Annotated in this window: 14 protein-coding genes and 1 tRNA gene; 6 read left to right on the forward strand and 9 right to left on the reverse strand. The window is 71.5% G+C overall.

Going from position 1 to position 15217, the window contains the following annotated elements; all coding sequences use genetic code 11:
• Positions 1–14: 14 nt before the first annotated feature.
• The gene (locus ACFYV5_RS27795; protein ID WP_355113514.1) at positions 15–371 is read left to right on the forward strand and encodes a hypothetical protein; all 357 of its coding nucleotides are present in this window, start codon (positions 15–17) and stop codon (positions 369–371) included.
• 67 nt (positions 372–438) lie between these two features.
• Here the strand turns inward: ACFYV5_RS27795 and ACFYV5_RS27800 are convergent, their stop codons facing one another.
• The 8 genes from ACFYV5_RS27800 to galU all read right to left on the reverse strand — a co-directional run bounded on the left by ACFYV5_RS27800 (position 439) and on the right by galU (position 6977).
• Positions 439–1188 (reverse strand): DUF4232 domain-containing protein, encoded by a 750-nt coding sequence (locus ACFYV5_RS27800; protein WP_389172862.1) that lies wholly within the window; start codon positions 1186–1188, stop codon positions 439–441.
• A 309-nt stretch (positions 1189–1497) separates the two neighbouring features.
• A tRNA-Ala gene (locus ACFYV5_RS27805) sits at positions 1498–1571 on the reverse strand.
• Between the two features lie 96 nt (positions 1572–1667).
• Positions 1668–2759: a gephyrin-like molybdotransferase receptor GlpR gene (glpR, locus tag ACFYV5_RS27810; protein WP_389172864.1), complete on the reverse strand. Its 1092-nt coding sequence runs from the start codon at positions 2757–2759 to the stop codon at positions 1668–1670.
• A 142-nt stretch (positions 2760–2901) separates the two neighbouring features.
• Positions 2902–3525: a GNAT family N-acetyltransferase gene (locus ACFYV5_RS27815; RefSeq protein ID WP_389172866.1), complete on the reverse strand. Its 624-nt coding sequence runs from the start codon at positions 3523–3525 to the stop codon at positions 2902–2904.
• The gene (locus ACFYV5_RS27820) at positions 3522–4058 is read right to left on the reverse strand and encodes a molybdenum cofactor biosynthesis protein B (protein WP_389173171.1); all 537 of its coding nucleotides are present in this window, start codon (positions 4056–4058) and stop codon (positions 3522–3524) included. The genes ACFYV5_RS27815 and ACFYV5_RS27820 overlap by 4 nt, the downstream gene beginning before the upstream one ends.
• A gap of 101 nt (positions 4059–4159) precedes the next feature.
• Positions 4160–4651 (reverse strand): cyclic pyranopterin monophosphate synthase MoaC, encoded by a 492-nt coding sequence (gene moaC / locus ACFYV5_RS27825; RefSeq protein ID WP_355113522.1) that lies wholly within the window; start codon positions 4649–4651, stop codon positions 4160–4162.
• A 57-nt stretch (positions 4652–4708) separates the two neighbouring features.
• A complete protein-coding gene (gene glp, locus ACFYV5_RS27830) occupies positions 4709–6025 on the reverse strand; it encodes a gephyrin-like molybdotransferase Glp (protein WP_355113849.1) in 1317 nt (438 codons plus the stop codon).
• 49 nt (positions 6026–6074) lie between these two features.
• Complete coding sequence (gene galU / locus ACFYV5_RS27835; RefSeq protein WP_355113524.1) at positions 6075–6977, reverse strand: UTP--glucose-1-phosphate uridylyltransferase GalU; 903 nt, start codon at positions 6975–6977, stop codon at positions 6075–6077.
• Positions 6978–7068: 91 nt separating this feature from the next.
• Between galU and ACFYV5_RS27840 the strand changes: the two genes are divergently transcribed.
• Positions 7069–7686 carry a 5-formyltetrahydrofolate cyclo-ligase gene (locus tag ACFYV5_RS27840; RefSeq protein WP_389172869.1) on the forward strand — a complete coding sequence of 206 codons (618 nt, stop codon included), beginning with the start codon at positions 7069–7071 and terminating at the stop codon, positions 7684–7686.
• Positions 7687–7692: 6 nt separating this feature from the next.
• Here the strand turns inward: ACFYV5_RS27840 and ACFYV5_RS27845 are convergent, their stop codons facing one another.
• Complete coding sequence (locus tag ACFYV5_RS27845; protein WP_389172871.1) at positions 7693–10455, reverse strand: penicillin acylase family protein; 2763 nt, start codon at positions 10453–10455, stop codon at positions 7693–7695.
• A gap of 271 nt (positions 10456–10726) precedes the next feature.
• Between ACFYV5_RS27845 and ACFYV5_RS27850 the strand changes: the two genes are divergently transcribed.
• The 4 genes from ACFYV5_RS27850 (at position 10727) to ACFYV5_RS27865 (ending at position 15149) form a co-directional block, all read left to right on the forward strand.
• Positions 10727–12250: a potassium/proton antiporter gene (locus ACFYV5_RS27850; RefSeq protein ID WP_389172873.1), complete on the forward strand. Its 1524-nt coding sequence runs from the start codon at positions 10727–10729 to the stop codon at positions 12248–12250.
• A 279-nt stretch (positions 12251–12529) separates the two neighbouring features.
• Positions 12530–13831, forward strand: coding sequence for an MFS transporter (locus ACFYV5_RS27855; RefSeq protein ID WP_389172875.1), 1302 nt, complete (start codon positions 12530–12532; stop codon positions 13829–13831).
• Positions 13832–13899: 68 nt separating this feature from the next.
• Complete coding sequence (locus ACFYV5_RS27860; RefSeq protein ID WP_389172877.1) at positions 13900–14223, forward strand: FmdB family zinc ribbon protein; 324 nt, start codon at positions 13900–13902, stop codon at positions 14221–14223.
• A 74-nt stretch (positions 14224–14297) separates the two neighbouring features.
• Positions 14298–15149 carry an S-methyl-5'-thioadenosine phosphorylase gene (locus tag ACFYV5_RS27865; RefSeq protein ID WP_389172879.1) on the forward strand — a complete coding sequence of 284 codons (852 nt, stop codon included), beginning with the start codon at positions 14298–14300 and terminating at the stop codon, positions 15147–15149.
• Positions 15150–15217: the final 68 nt, after the last annotated feature.

Here is a 15217-nt window from a genome sequence, read left to right on the forward strand (position 1 = left end):
CCGAGGAGGAACTCATGACTGCGCTCCAGTCTTTCACCGCGGCCCCGACCGAAGTGGCGGACCTCGATCCCTACCGCTTCCCTGCCGTGTTCATCGACGACCTCGCCGAGGAGCGGCCGACGGAGGCCCGGACGCACATCACCCACGGCTTCATGGAGCCCGAGGACTACCCGCTCCCCGCGCCGGTGCCCGGCACGCGGCTGTCCGTGGTGCTGGAGCCGGCGGACCGGCGGCGGCTGGAGCTGCACGCCGCGCTCACCACGGCGGGCATCGCCCCGCTGCCCGGCGACCTCGACGCCATCGAGGCGCTGTGCACGCTCGACGACTTCACCCACATCGCACTCCAGCGGTGGATCGCCCGGACCCCATGACCAGGGCGAGGTGGCGAAGTTGAGGCGGCCGCATCGGTGCGGCCGCCTCAACCCTGGCGTGGAGGGATCAGAACTCGTCGGCCCCGTTGCGCAGCTCGTACGTCCAGTAGCCGGTCTTGGCGACCGCGTCGTCGACGGCGATGCCGCCCGCGGGCGCGCCGACCACCTCGCTGCCCTCGGCCGGGCCGTCCGCGGCGAAGAGGTTCACGTGGAACGACGACACCGCGCGGTTCTCCTCGTCGACACCACCCTCGTTGATCCGCACGGCCGCGTAGGCCGGGGCCCCGGCGGAGAGCACGACGGTCGTGGCCGGCTTGCTCTTGGCGACGGACGGCACGTCCTTGGCCGTCTGGATGTCGCCGAACGCGATCAGCGGGTACTGGAGCAGCGTGCAGGAGCGTCCCGAGACGTTCGTCGCCGTCAGGGTGATGTGCGTGGTGGGCACGCCGTCCTGCTTGACCGCCGAGATCTTCACGTCGTCGACGGTGCAGGCCGGGGTCTTGCCGTCGTTCTTCTTCTTGGCCCCGGTCTGCGCGGCGGACGTCGCCGACGCCGACGCGTCCCCACCGGAGGTGCCGGCGCCTCCGGAGGTGCCGGAGCTTCCGGAGGTGCCGGAGCTTCCGGAGGTGCCGGAGCCTCCAGAGGTGCCGCTGCCCGTGGTGCCGGAGTCGGCGCCCGGCGTGACCTTCGAGACGGACGCGGCGGCTCCCTCGTCCTTCGTACCGGCGCCGTCCGCCCCGCCGCAGGCGGTGAGTGCGAGAGCGAGCGCGGCGGTGGTGGCGGCAAGGACGGTGGTGCGGATGCGGAAGGTACGCATGGGAACTCCCCGTAGATGGTGACGACCGCCTCGTCCGGCGGCTGGTCACCACCCTGCGACCCGGTCCGTCGTCCCCGCCAGCGCCCACCGCCGACACGGGACGCTGGGACGTTCCACCCCTTCTGACCTGCGAGAACAGCCAGCCCTAGAACGGCGGGATGGAACGCCGGAAGGGCCGGCCGGCGGGCCGGCGGAGCGCCCCGGCCGGTCCTGGTCGGCGGGACCCTCGTCGGGGATGCCCTCCGGGTCCGGAAACGACGAAGATCCCGCCCGATCTTTCGATCGGACGGGATCTCGTCGTTGCGCTTGTGGACCTGTGGGGATTTGAACCCCAGACCCCCTCGATGCGAACGAGGTGCGCTACCAGACTGCGCCACAGGCCCTTGCGACGTGTGAAACATTAGCATCCCGATCGGGCTGCGAGGAAATCCGTTCCCCCGCAGGTCAGCCGCGGGTCCCGAAGGGCCCGCGGCCGAGGGTCATTCGTTGGCCGCGCGGGGGCGGTCCTCGTCCGCGTACTGGTCGAAGAGCGGGGTGCGGCCGTGGTCGCGCTGGCGGCGCGGGGGGTTGGTGCGCTGGCGTGGGGCCGGTGCGGGCGTCGAGGACGCGGACGGAGCCGGGGTCGGGTCCGCGGCCGTGGAGGAGCGGGCCGAGCTCCAGGTCTCCGGGTCCGTGATGTCGACGCCGCTCGTCGCGCGCGGCGCGACCGGGGCGGTGACGTACGTGGGGAGCGGGACCGGGACCGGCTCCCAGCTGTCCCCGCGGGCCGGGCCGCGCTCGCGCTGCTGGTCCACCCACTCCGCGTGGTCCGTCTGCTCGACGAGCGCGCGGCGGCCGGCCTCCTGCGGGGAGACCACGGGGGACGGTTCGGGTTCCGGTCGGGCCGGCTCCTCGTCCGTGTCCGGCACCGGCTGCCGGCGCTGCGGCCGGCTCTCGCGCAGGCGCGCCGCCGCCGCCTCGGCGCGGCGCCGGTCCATCACGTACACGAAGCGCCGGCGCTCCGTCGTCCGCAGATGCACGATGTACGCGGTCAGCAGCACGGCCGGGACCGCCGGTGCCCACAGGAACGTGAGGCCGCCGACCGCGGCGACGACCGTGCCGAGGGTGAAGGCGAGGAAGAGGACGACCGTGGTGCGTCGGCGCCGGGCGAGGACCTTGCCGCGGCGGGCACGCTCCGCGGCCGCCTTCGAGGGTCTCCGCGCGACAGCAGGTGCGGGCGCGGGCGCCGGGGCAGGTGCCGGGGCGGGTGCCGGTTCCGGGATCTCCAGGCGGGCTTCCGTCCTGGCCGCGGGCGCGGAAAAGGCCCGGACGTCGACCGAGCTCAGATGCTCCGTCTCGGCGTCCGGGTCCACGTCGGGCTCCCCGTCGTCCGCCCCACGGTCCCGGTCCTTCAGCTCCTTGGCGTACCGGCGCTCCATCCCCGCCCGTCCGGACAGCAGTCGGATGGCGGTGCTGAAGCGTTCCGTCGGACGGGCCTCGTTGAGCTCGTCCTGCCTGCGGAGCCACATCGGTACCAAGTAGGCGGCCCAGGCCCCGACGATGACTGCGTAGATGAGGCCGCTGCTGCTCACGCCTCACACCGTAGAGGGGTTCGCGCGGGGGCATCGGCCAATTGGCCCGGTGTGTCGCACGATCTGGCTGATATCACTGAACTTTTTTGTGATTGTTCAGATCGATTGAGGATCAACTGCTGATTGAATTCGAACACTTATTTTATTTTGCCGGGTGGGAGGGACGTGCCTGGTGCCAGCGGCGCAGCAGCCCCTCGGGCACTTCCTCGGCGGTGAGCGCGAAGACGAGATGGTCCCGCCAGGCGCCGTCGATGTGGAGGTAGCGCGGCCGGAGCCCTTCCTCCCGGAATCCCAATTTCTCCACGACCCGTCGCGAGGGACCGTTCTCGGGCCGAATGCAGACTTCCATCCGGTGCAGCCCGACCGTACGGAAGCAGTGGTCCACGGCGAGCGCGACCGCCGTCGGCATGACGCCGCGTCCGGCCACCGCGCTGTCCACCCAGTAGCCGACGTGGCCCGAGCACATCGAGCCCCAGGTGATCCCCGCCACCGTCAGCTGACCGACGAGCCGGCCCTGGTACTCGATCACGAACGGCAGCATCCGGCCGGCGTTCGCCTCCGCCCGCAGATGACGGACCATCTGCCGGTACGTCGGCCGCTGCGCGACCGGACCGCCGGGGGCGGGCGGCGGAATCGTCGCCTCCCACGGGCGCAGCCAATCCCGGTTGCGCCGGTTCACCTCGCGCCAGGCCCGCTGGTCACGCAGCTTTATCGGGCGGAGCACGACGTCTCCGTCGGAGAGGACCACGGGCCAGGACGGGATCATGACGCCGGGCCCGGATCCGCGTCGGCTCTGGGGTGGTCACCGCCGCGGACCTGGTCGACCGCGTGCCGCAGCAGTGGTTCCATTACGGCGATGCCGTCGCGGACCCCGCCCGAGGACCCCGGCAGGTTCACGATCACGGTCCCGCGCGCGACGCCCGCGAGGCCGCGGGAGAGCGCGGCGGTCGGGACCTTCTCGCGGCCGTACGCGCGGATCGCCTCGGGAATGCCGGGAATCTCGTGGTCGAGGACCCGGCGGGTGGCCTCGGGGGTGGCGTCGGTCGGCGAGATGCCGGTGCCGCCGGTGGTGAGGATGACGTCGTACCCGGCCTCGACCCCGGCCCGGAGCGCAGCCTCGACCGGCCCGCCGTCCGGGACGACCTGCGGGCCGTCGACCGCGAAGCCCATCCGCCGCAGCCCCTCGGCGAGCAGCGGGCCGCCCTTGTCCTCGTAGACACCGGCCGCGGCGCGGTTGGAGGCGGTGACGACCAGAGCGGAGTACGGGGCGGTGAGGGCGCCGCCGATGCCTTCGCCCAGCGCCGCAGGGGCATGGCCCTCGTGGGCGTGGCTCTCGCGGGCCTGCTCCTCGTGGGCGTGGTCCTCGTGCTCGTGCGCCCCCGCCACCCGGCCCCCGCGCGTCACGACTCGGCCCCTTCCCGGGTCCAGTCGCCCGACTTGCCGCCCGTCTTCTCCTCCACCCGTACGTCGGAGATGACCGCGCCCTTGTCGACCGCCTTGATCATGTCGACGACCGTCAGCGCCGCCACCGAGACCGCCGTCAGGGCCTCCATCTCCACGCCCGTACGGTCCGTCGTCTTCACGGTCGCGAGGATCTCCACCGCGTCGTCCGCGACCGTGAGGTCGAGCGTCACGCCCGAGACGGACAGCGGGTGGCAGAGCGGAATGAGGTCGGGGGTCTTCTTCGCGCCCATGATCCCGGCGATCCGGGCGGTGGCGAGCGCGTCGCCCTTCGGTACGCCCTCACCCCGCAGCAGCTCGATCACGCGCGGCGAGACGAGGACGCGGCCGCTGGCCCGCGCGGTCCGCGCCGTGACGTCCTTCGCGGAGACGTCGACCATGCGGGCCGCACCCGCCTCGTCGATGTGGGTGAGTCCTTGCTGCGTGCTCATGGCCGTGACACTCCCGGTCGCTGTGTGGGACGCCACGGTACCGCCACCAGGGCCTCCTCAGCCGAGGAGGACCACGTCCAGCTCACGGCCCGGCTCCACTTCCGTGGCCTCCTCGGGTACGACGAGCAGCGCGTTCGCCTGCGCGAGCGCGGCGATCAGGTGGGAGCCCGCTCCGCCCACCGGAGTGACGGTGCCCGACTCGGCGTCGTACGTCCCGCGCAGGAACTGGCGCCGGCCGGCCGGCGAGGAGAGCGCCTTGTCGGCCTTCAGCACGGCGCGGACCTGTGGGCGGTGCAGATCCGGGAGACCCATCAGGGCCCGGATCGCGGGCCGTACGAACAGCTCGAAGGAGACGTACGAGGAGACGGGGTTGCCCGGCAGGGCGAGCAGCGGGGTGTGCTCGGGGCCGATCGTCCCGAAGCCCTGCGGCTTGCCCGGCTGCATGGCCAGCTTGCGGAAGTCGACCCGCCCGTCGGCGCTCAGCGTCTCCTTGACCACGTCGTACGCGCCCACGCTGACCCCGCCCGTGGTGACGAGCAGGTCGGCGCGGATCAGCTGGTCCTCGATGGTCGCCAGGAGCGTCTCCGCCTCGTCGGTGACGGCGCCGACCCGGTAGGCGATGGCTCCGGCGTCGCGCGCGGCGGCGGCCAGCGCGAAGCTGTTGGAGTCGTAGATCTGCCCCTGGCCCAACTCCTCGCCGGGCTGGACCAGTTCGCTGCCGGTGGAGAGCACGACGACGCGCGGGCGGGGGCGCACCCGCACCGTGGCGCGGCCGATCGCGGCGAGCAGCCCGATCTGGGGCGGCCCGAGGATCGTCCCGGCCTCCAGGGCCAGGTCACCGGCCTGGACGTCGCTGCCCCGCGCGCGGACGTGCGCGCGGGCCTCGGCGGGCCGGTGGACACGGACCTCGCCGCCCGCGCCCTCCGGGGCGGCGCTGGCGGCGCGCATGCCGCTCGCCGCTCCCCCGCCCGTACCGCCGTCGGTCCACTCGACCGGGACGACGGCCTCGGCGCCGGGCGGCAGCGGGGCGCCGGTCATGATCCGGGCGGCCTGGCCGGGGCCGACGGAGGGCAGGCCGCCGGCGCCGGCGGCCACGTCGCCGATGACGGTCAGGACCGCCGGGAACTCCTCGGTGGCACCGGCGACATCGGCGACGCGGACGGCGTATCCGTCCATGGAGCTGTTGTCGAACGGAGGCAGTGCGACCGGCACCGTGACGTCCTCGACCAGGACACAGCCCTGGGCCTCGGGCAGTTGCAGCTCGATGGGTTCGAGCGGGGAGACCGCCGCCAGGATGTCGGCCAGGTGCTCGTCCACCGACCACAGGTCGCGGGACGGACCCGCGCAGGGATCGCTGGACGCGTCGCCGGACACGCTTGCGGACGGATCGCCGGACACCGGTGCCGCACTGCTGCTCAAGGTGCTACATCTCCTCGCTGACGTAACCGCGGAGCCAGGTCCGGAAGTCCGGGCCCAGGTCTTCACGTTCGCACGCGAGTCTGACAATGGCACGCAGATAGTCCCCGCGGTCACCGGTGTCATAGCGCCGGCCCTTGAAGACGACGCCGTGGACCGGGCCGCCGACCTTCTCGTCCTGGGCGAGCTTCTGCAGGGCGTCGGTCAGCTGGATCTCGCCGCCGCGGCCCGGCTCGGTCTCGCGCAGTATCTCGAACACGGCGGGGTCCAGGACGTAACGGCCGATGATCGCGTAGCTGCTGGGGGCCTCTTCCGGGGACGGCTTCTCGACCAGGTCCGTCACCTTCACGACGTCGGAGTCGATCGTCGCCTCGACCGCGGCGCAGCCGTAGAGGTGGATCTGCGAGGGCTCGACCTCCATCAGCGCGATGACGCTGCCGCCCTCCCGCTCCTGCACCTCCACCATCCGGGAGAGCAGCGGGTCGCGCGGGTCGATCAGGTCGTCGCCGAGCAGCACGGCGAAGGGCTGGTCGCCGACGTGCGGGGCCGCGCAGAGCACGGCGTGACCCAGACCGCGCGGGTCGCCCTGGCGCACGTAGTGCATCGTCGCCAGGTCGTTGGACTCCTGCACCTTCGACAGGCGCTCGGCGTCGCCCTTGCGGACCAGCGCCTCCTCCAGCTCATAGTTCCGGTCGAAGTGGTCCTCCAGGGGACGCTTGTTCCGACCGGTGATCATGAGGACGTCGGAGAGGCCGGCCGATGCGGCCTCCTCGACGACGTACTGGATCGCGGGCTTGTCGACGACCGGAAGCATTTCCTTCGGTGTGGCCTTGGTGGCGGGAAGGAAGCGCGTACCGAGACCGGCGGCCGGGATGACAGCCTTGCTGATCCTGGGAGGGGACTGAGTCATGCGCGAATGATAGCCGTTCGATATGAGAGGAAGATGGGCCTCCCATTGGCTTCCTGCGGATACGACAGGTACGAGAGGTTCGTGAGTTCACATGAGTCCCGGTGAGTCCCCGGTGACGGCCGACAGGGCCGAGAAGGCCGCCCTGCGCCGCTTGCTTCTGGCCGCCCGCGCCGAGCTTCCCGTTCATGTCGCCGAATCCGCCGGGGAGCTGCTCGCCCGGGGTGCGCTGGAGCTGCCCGCGGTGGCGGAGGCGTCGACCGTGGCCGCCTATGTGTCGGTGGGCCGCGAGCCGGGCACGCGCGCGTTGCTCGACGCGCTGCACGCGCGCGGGGTCCGCGTCCTGCTGCCGGTGCTGCTGCCCGACAACGACCTCGACTGGGCCGTGTACGAGGGCGCCGAGGGTCTCGCGAAGGCCGGCCGCGGACTGCTGGAGCCGATCGGGCCGCGGCTCGGGCCGGAGGCGGTGTGCGAGGCCGACGTGGTGCTGCTGCCCGGCCTCGCGGTCGACGAGCGCGGGATGCGCCTGGGGCGGGGCGGCGGCTCGTACGACCGGGTGCTCGCCCGGCTCGCGCGGGCGGACGCCCATCCGTCCCTGGTGGTGTTCCTCTACGCGAACGAGGTGGTCGCCCGGGTCCCGGAGGAACCGCACGACCACCCCGTGCACGCGGTGGTGACCCCGGAGGGGGTCAGACGCTTCGAGCGCCCCTGAAGCCTTCTACGGCTTGAGGATCAGCGTCTCCTTCGTGGAGGCGTCGACCGCCGCCTTGCCGAAGGACCAGTCGAGCAGCTCGCCCTTCGCCCAGGCGTCGGTCTGGTCGGTGTAGTGCGGGTGGTACGCGTGGCCCGAGGCGCCGGACAGGTTGATCCAGCGTGACCTGTCCCAGTCGCCGACGTTGACGACCATCCGCATCGACGGGACCCAGATGACCTCGTAGCCGCCGGCCGCGTTCCAGCCGGTCGCGTTCACCGCCGCCTCGCCGCCGCCCAGGTTCCAGGGGCCGCGGTTGAGCATCGACTGGATGAAGCCCGGCCCGGCGGTGCCCAGGGTCTGGTTCTGCAGGGTCAGCTGGTGCAGGCGGCCCCAGCTCCAGGTGGAGACGTCCTTGCCGAGCTTGGCTGTCAGCTCCCAGCGGGCGTCCTCCATGGCCCGGGCGAGCAGCTGGTCACGGTTCTCGGTGGCCTGGTCCTTGCGGTTGGCCTCGGTCTTCCACCACTCGCTGTTCTCCTGCTTGAGGAGCGGGCGGACCACCTCGTACCAGCGGTCGCCACCGTCCGGCTGCGCGGTGTCGCCGTCGCGCTCGCCGCACTCCCGTACCCGCTTGTTCTGCTCGTCCACCGGCAGTCCGGTGGAGTCGGCCGGGCGGACACTGATGCAATCGCCCTCGGCCCGCAGCTCCTTGGGGAGCTTGTCCCCGAAGGCGAGCTTGAGGACGTTGCGCCAGACCGCGTTGAAGTACGCGGCGGCGGCCGAGTCGGGCTCCTGGGTGTAGTCCCAGCCCTCGAGCAGCTTCTGCGCCTCGCGGACGTAGGGGTCCGAGATGTCGATCTTCAGCAGGAGCGGGTTGAGGAGCGTCGCGATCTCGCTGCGGTTGTCCATCTGCATGGTCCGCATGTCGTCCGGCGAGATCTTTCCGCCGTCCTTGGTCTTCGACTCGATGAGGTCGTTGATCCGCTGGCTGCGCGAGCCGTATCCCCAGTCCTCCGTAAGGAGGTAGGGGTACTTGTCGGCGTCGACGACGGCCTGGTTGGCGGTGACGATGTAGCCGCGCTCGGGGTTCTCCTCGTACGGCAGCTCGTCGTACGGGATGTAGCCCTTCCACGCGTACGCGGAGTCCCAGCCGGGAGCGGGCACGGTGCCGTTGTGGCCCTTGGCGCGGCGCGGGATCTTGCCGGGCGCCTGGTAGCCGATGTTCTCCGCGTCGGCGTAGATCAGGTTCTGGGACGGGACCTCGAAGTGCTTGGCGGCTGCGCGGAACTGCTTGAAGTTCTTGGCGCGGTTGAGCTCGAAGATGGCGTCCATGGACTTGCCGGGCTGCAGCGCGGTCCAGCGGAGGGAGACGGCGTAGCCGGTTCCGCGGTCCGGGGCGGCGTTGCCGACGGGGGCCTTCTGGCCGACCTTCTCCAGCTCGGAGGAGCGGTCGGAGACGAGCGGACCGTTGCCGGTCGAGCGGATGGTGATCTTCCGGCTGCCGCCGCCCGCGATCTTGATCGTCTCCTCGCGGGTCACGAACGGCTTGACCCGTCCGTCGACGAGGTAGCCCGCGTCCCCGATCTTCTCCAGGTAGAGGTCGGTGACGTCGGCGCCGAGGTTGGTGAGGCCCCAGGCGATGGTGTCGTTGTGGCCGATGATCACGCCGGGCGTACCGGAGAAGGTGTAGCCGGAGACGTCGTAACGGCAGGTGGCCGAGACGGAGCGGCAGTGCAGACCCATCTGGTACCAGAGGGACGGCAGCATCGGAGCGAGGTGCGGGTCGTTGGCGAGCAGCGGCTTGCCGGAGGTCGTGTACCGGCCCGAGACGACCCAGGAGTTGGAGCCGATGCCGTTGCCGTTGGGGCCGAGCAGCGCGGGGATCTCGTCGAGCGCGTCGGAGAGCGCGCCGAGCTGGGACTGCGTGCCCTGCAGGGCGTCGTCCGCACTGCCGTTGGTGCCCGTTCCGGTGCCGTCCGTGGAGCCGTCGGTGGAGCCGTCGGTGGAGCCGTCGGTGCCGCTGCCGTCGCCGTCCGTCGAGCCGGCGCCGCCCTTGCCCGTTCCCTCGACGATCGGCCGGTTACGGTCGTACGGGTACTCCGGGTACAGCTGCTTGATCTGCTCGGGGCTCAGCCGGCTCGTCATCAGGGAGCGGTCGATCTCGTCCTGCATGTTGCCGCGCAGGTCCCACGCCATCGCCTTGAGCCAGGCCACCGAGTCGACGGGCGTCCAGGGCTCGATCTCGTAGTCGTGGGAGAAGGCCAGCGCCGCGTACTCGACCGAGATGTCCGAGGCGTCCCGGTCCTTGAGATAGGCGTTGACACCCTCCGCGTACGCCTGGAGGTTCTTCTTCGTCTCCGCCGACAGGACCTTGTCGTACTCCTCCTGGGCCACCTGACGCCACCCCAGGGTGCGCAGGAAGGCGTCGGTGTCGACCTGGTCCTTGCCGAACATCTCGGACAGGCGGCCCGACGTCATGTGGCGGCGGACGTCCATCTCGTAGAAGCGGTCCTGGGCCTGCACGAAGCCCTGGGCGCGGAAGAGGTCGGCCTCGGTGTCGGCGTAGATCTGCGGCACCCCGTAGGCGTCGCGCTTGACCTCGACCTGGCCGGACAGCTTGTCGAGGTGGAGTTCGCCCGTGGTCTGCGGGAACGAGCCGCGGACGGTGCTGACGCCCCAGTACCCGCCGTAACCGATGCCCGCCACCAGTGCGAGGGCCAGGACGAGGACGATCAGGCGGGCGCGCCGCCCCTTCTTCTTGGCGGGGGGCGCGGTCGTGTTGGAGGGCATCTCTGTCCTTCGAGGGGCAGGGTGGTCCTGGAGTACGGGAGCAACCTTAGGCGCAGCGTCCGGGCGGCCCGGACGCGGTGCCGGTAAGCGGACGGCACCGGCCGTCGCGGGGCCGCGTGCTCGGACATCGGAAGCGCGTCAAGAAAGCGTTAAAGATTAGGTAAGGTAACGAAGTACCGGCTGCTGGAGGAACGATCCGGCCGCACGCGAGGGGAAGGATCGGCCACTGACTGTCCACCAGCTCAATGAACTCCTGCTCATCTGCTCGCTCGTGCTGCTCATCGCTGTCGCGGCGGTGCGGATCTCGTCCCGGAGCGGGCTCCCCAGCCTGCTGCTGTATCTCGGGATCGGGGTCGCCATCGGGCAGGACGGGATCGGCAACGTCGCCTTCGACAACGCCGAACTGACCCAGGTCATCGGCTATGCCGCGCTCGTGGTGATCCTGGCCGAGGGTGGCCTGGGCACCAAGTGGAAGGAGATCAAACCCGCGTTGCCGATGGCGGTCGTCCTGTCGACCCTCGGCGTCGCGGTGAGCGTGGGCATCACGGCCGCGGCCGCCCACTACCTGGTCGGCCTGGAGTGGCGCCAGGCGCTGATCATCGGCGCGGTCGTCTCCTCGACGGACGCCGCCGCCGTCTTCTCCGTCCTGCGCAAGGTTCCGCTGCCCTCGCGGGTGACCGGCGTCCTGGAGGCCGAGTCCGGCTTCAACGACGCCCCGGTCGTCATCCTCGTCATCGCCTTCTCGACGGTCGGGCCCGTCGACAGCTGGTACGTCCTGGTCGGCACGATCGTCCTGGAACTGGCCATCGGCGCCGCCATCGGCCTCGCGGTCGGCTTCCTCGGCTCCTTCGGACTGCGACACGTGGCCCTGCCCGCCTCCGGCCTCTACCCGATCGCCGTGATGGCCATCGCGGTGGTGGCGTACGCGGCGGGCGCGATGGCCCACGGTTCCGGCTTCCTCGCCGTCTATCTGGCCGCGGTGATCCTCGGCAACGCCAAGCTCCCGCACGCCCCGGCCAACCGGGGTTTCGCGGAGGGGCTCGGCTGGATCGCCCAGATCGGCATGTTCGTGCTGCTGGGTCTGCTGGTGACCCCGAGCAAGCTGGTCGGCGACTTCTGGCCGGCGGTCGCCATCGGCCTGGTCCTGACGGTGGTGGCGCGACCCATGTCGGTCTTCGCCAGCCTGTTGCCGTTCCGCATCCCCTGGCAGGAGCAGGCCCTGATGTCCTGGGCCGGCCTGCGCGGAGCCGTCCCCATCATTCTCGCGACGATCCCGATGGTCTCCGGGATCGCGGGCAGCGAGCGGGTCTTCAACATCGTCTTCATCCTCGTCGTCGTCTACACGCTGGTGCAGGGGCCGACGCTGCCCTGGCTGGCGAAGGCGCTGAAGCTCGGCGACTCCTCGGAGGCCGCCGACCTGGGCGTCGAGTCCGCGCCGCTGGAGCGGCTGCGCGGGCATCTGCTCTCCGTCGCCATCCCGCAGGGCTCGAAGATGCACGGCGTGGAGGTCGCCGAGCTGCGCCTCCCGGCCGGGGCCGCGGTCACCCTCGTCGTACGGGAGGACAAGAGCTTCGTGCCCGGTCCGGCGACCGTGCTGCGGCGCGGGGACGAGCTGCTCGTCGTCGCGACCGATCCGGTACGGGACGCCACGGAGCGGCGGCTGCGCGCCGTCGGGCAGGGCGGAAAGCTGGCGGGCTGGCTCGGGACGGGCGGCGCCACGGCCGTCACCGCGCACCGGTCCCCCGGGCACTGGCCGCATCTGCCGGGCACGGGCGGAAAGCGGACGTCCGGCTGAGGCGGTTCGGGCGAAAGATGAACGTCCGGTTAATCACAGGCATAGTTTCGAGCGGAAGGGCGTTTTCCCAGGCGGGAAGGCGCCCTTCCCTGTACCATGAAGGCACACCAGATCGAACCAACTCTGCCTGACGCAGAGCTGGCGCGACCGTATGGCGGCCGTGACGCCCTCCGCAGTGGGGCCCGGTATCTACCGCAGTTCCGCGCATGAGGACAGCTCTCGGCAGCGCCCGCACCACCGTGCAGGGGCGCGCTACCAGGCGGCAGAAAGGCAAGGACCGTGGTGTCCACGGTCACTTCTGACACGCCTGCGAAGACGTCGGGCAAGCCCGGCAGGCGCGCCGGATACGGACAGCTCCTGCGCACCCCCGGTGCCCTGTCCTTCCTGCTGCCCGGCTTCGCCGCCCGGCAGCCGTTCGCGATGCTGACGATCGGCATCGTCCTGCTCGTCCAGCACACCACCGGCTCGTACGGCACCGCGGGCGCGGTCGCCGCCGCCACCGGCGTCTCGATGGCGATCTTCGCCCCGCAGAGCGGCAAGCTCGCCGACCGCTTCGGCCAGCGCGCCGTGCTGGTCCCCGGCGTCCTCATCCACTCCGCCGCGGTCTCCCTGCTCGTGGTGCTCGCCCTGACCGGCGCCCCGATGTGGGCCCTGTTCCTCGCCGCCGTACCGGCCGGTGCCTCCGTCCCGCAGGTCGGGCCGATGGTCCGCGCCCGCTGGGCGGCGAAGCTGGAGAACTCCCCGCTGATGTCGACGGCCGCGGCCTTCGAGTCGGTCACGGACGAGTTCACGTTCGTCGTCGGACCGGTGCTGGCCACGGCGCTGTGCACCGGCGTGCACCCGGCGGCCGGTCTGATCGCCGAGGCGGCGCTCACCCTCTTCGGCGGCCTGTTCTTCGCCGCGCAGCGGCGCACCCAGCCCGTCTACGGGCTCGTCGCCGCGGCCTCCGGCGGGCCGCGCGTCTCCGCCCTGTCGATCCCCGGCGTGCGGGTCCTGGCCGTCGCCTTCCTGGGCATCGGATCGGTCTTCGGCGGAATGCAGGTCTCGCTGACCGCGTTCTCCGAGGAGATCGGCAACCCCGGCGCCAATGGTCTGCTCTACGGGATCTTCGCCGCGGGCAACATGCTCGCGGGCATCGCGTGCGGCGCCGTCGCCTGGAAGATCGGCCCGCGCCGACGCCTGATCCTGGGCTACGCCGGACTGACCGTGGCGGCCTCACTGCTCTGGTCCGCGCACTCCGTGCTGCTGCTCGGCGCCCTCGGCCTGATCGTGGGCCTGTGCATCGCCCCGGCCCTCATCACCGGCTACACCATCGTCGAGACCCTGGTCCCGGCCTCCGCCCGTACCGAGGCCTTCACCTGGCTCACGGGCGCGGTGGCGCTGGGACAGGCGGCGGCCGTGACGGTCGCCGGCCGGCTCGCCGACGAGCACGGCGCGAGCACCGGATTCCTGGTGCCGCTGGTCGGTACCGCCCTCGCGCTGGCCACGCTGCTCGCGCTGCGCTCGCGGCTGGCCCCCCGGGCTCCGGGTCGGGTCGCGGCACGTGGTATCGGTCACCGAGTGCCGGTGACGGTGGACTGATCCCGCGGAATACGTCACTATGGATCGTCGTTAGCACTCGATGAGTGTGAGTGCCAGGAGGAAGACAAGTGCCGACCTACCAGTACCAGTGCACCGAGTGCGGCGAGGGCCTCGAGGCGGTGCAGAAGTTCACCGATGACGCGCTGACCGAGTGCCCCAGCTGCAAGGGACGCCTGAAGAAGGTGTTCTCGGCGGTCGGCATCGTCTTCAAGGGATCCGGCTTCTACCGGAACGACAGCCGCGGCTCGTCGTCCAGCAGCTCCGCCGCGTCCTCGTCGTCGAAGCCGGCGTCCACGGCGTCGTCCACGTCCTCCTCGGACTCGAAGCCCGCCGCTTCGTCGAGCACGACGTCGACCTCGTCGAGCTCGTCGAGCTCCAGCTCGGCCGCCTGAGATCGTCCTGCGAAAGCCCCACCGCTGTGCGCGGTGGGGCTTTCCGCGTGGTGCGGGCAGTTAATCTGACCGCCATGGCGACCAACGCGTACGCGGACATCGGTGTGATCGGCGGCTCGGGGTTCTACTCCTTCCTGGAGGACGTGACGGAGGTGTCCGTCGACACCCCGTACGGCAGCCCGAGCGACTCGGTCTTCGTCGGCGAGATCGCGGGGCGGCAGGTCGCGTTCCTGCCGCGGCACGGCCGCGGCCACACTCTGCCGCCGCACCGGATCAACTACCGCGCCAATCTCTGGGCGCTGCGCTCGCTGGGCGTCCGGCAGGTACTGGGACCGTGCGCGGTGGGCGGGCTGCGGGAGGAGTACGGGCCCGGGACGCTCGTCGTACCGGATCAGCTGGTGGACCGGACGAAGACGCGGGTGCAGACGTACTTCGACGGGGAGCCGCTGCCGGCGGCCTGGGGCGGAGCGGTGCCGAACGTCGTGCACACCACCTTCGCCGACCCGTACTGCCCGGACGGGCGCCGCGTGGCCCTGAAGGCGGCCCGGGGGCGGGGCTGGGAGCCGGTGGACGGCGGCACGATGGTCGTCGTCGAGGGGCCGCGGTTCTCGACCCGCGCGGAGTCGCGCTGGCACGCGGCGGCCGGGTGGTCGGTGGTGGGGATGACCGGGCACCCCGAGGCCGTCCTCGCCCGGGAACTGGGGCTCTGCTACACCTCGCTGGCGCTGGTCACGGACCTGGACGCGGGCGCGGAGACGGGTGAAGGGGTCTCTCACACGGAGGTCCTGCGGGTGTTCGGCGAGAACGTCGGGCGGCTGCGGGAGGTCCTGTTCGACGCGGTCGGAGCGCTGCCGGACACGGCGGACAGGGACTGCCTGTGCACGCATGCGCACGACGGGTGGGACCTGGGGATCGAGCTGCCGTAATCCCCTGGGGGTGTGACTGCCGTGAACCCCCCTGAGGGGTGAGGGAGTTGTCCACAGGCTTGCGTCGG

The sequence above is a fragment of the Streptomyces sp. NPDC003035 genome (genome assembly GCF_042888285.1).
Taxonomy (GTDB): Bacteria; Actinomycetota; Actinomycetes; order Streptomycetales; family Streptomycetaceae; genus Streptomyces.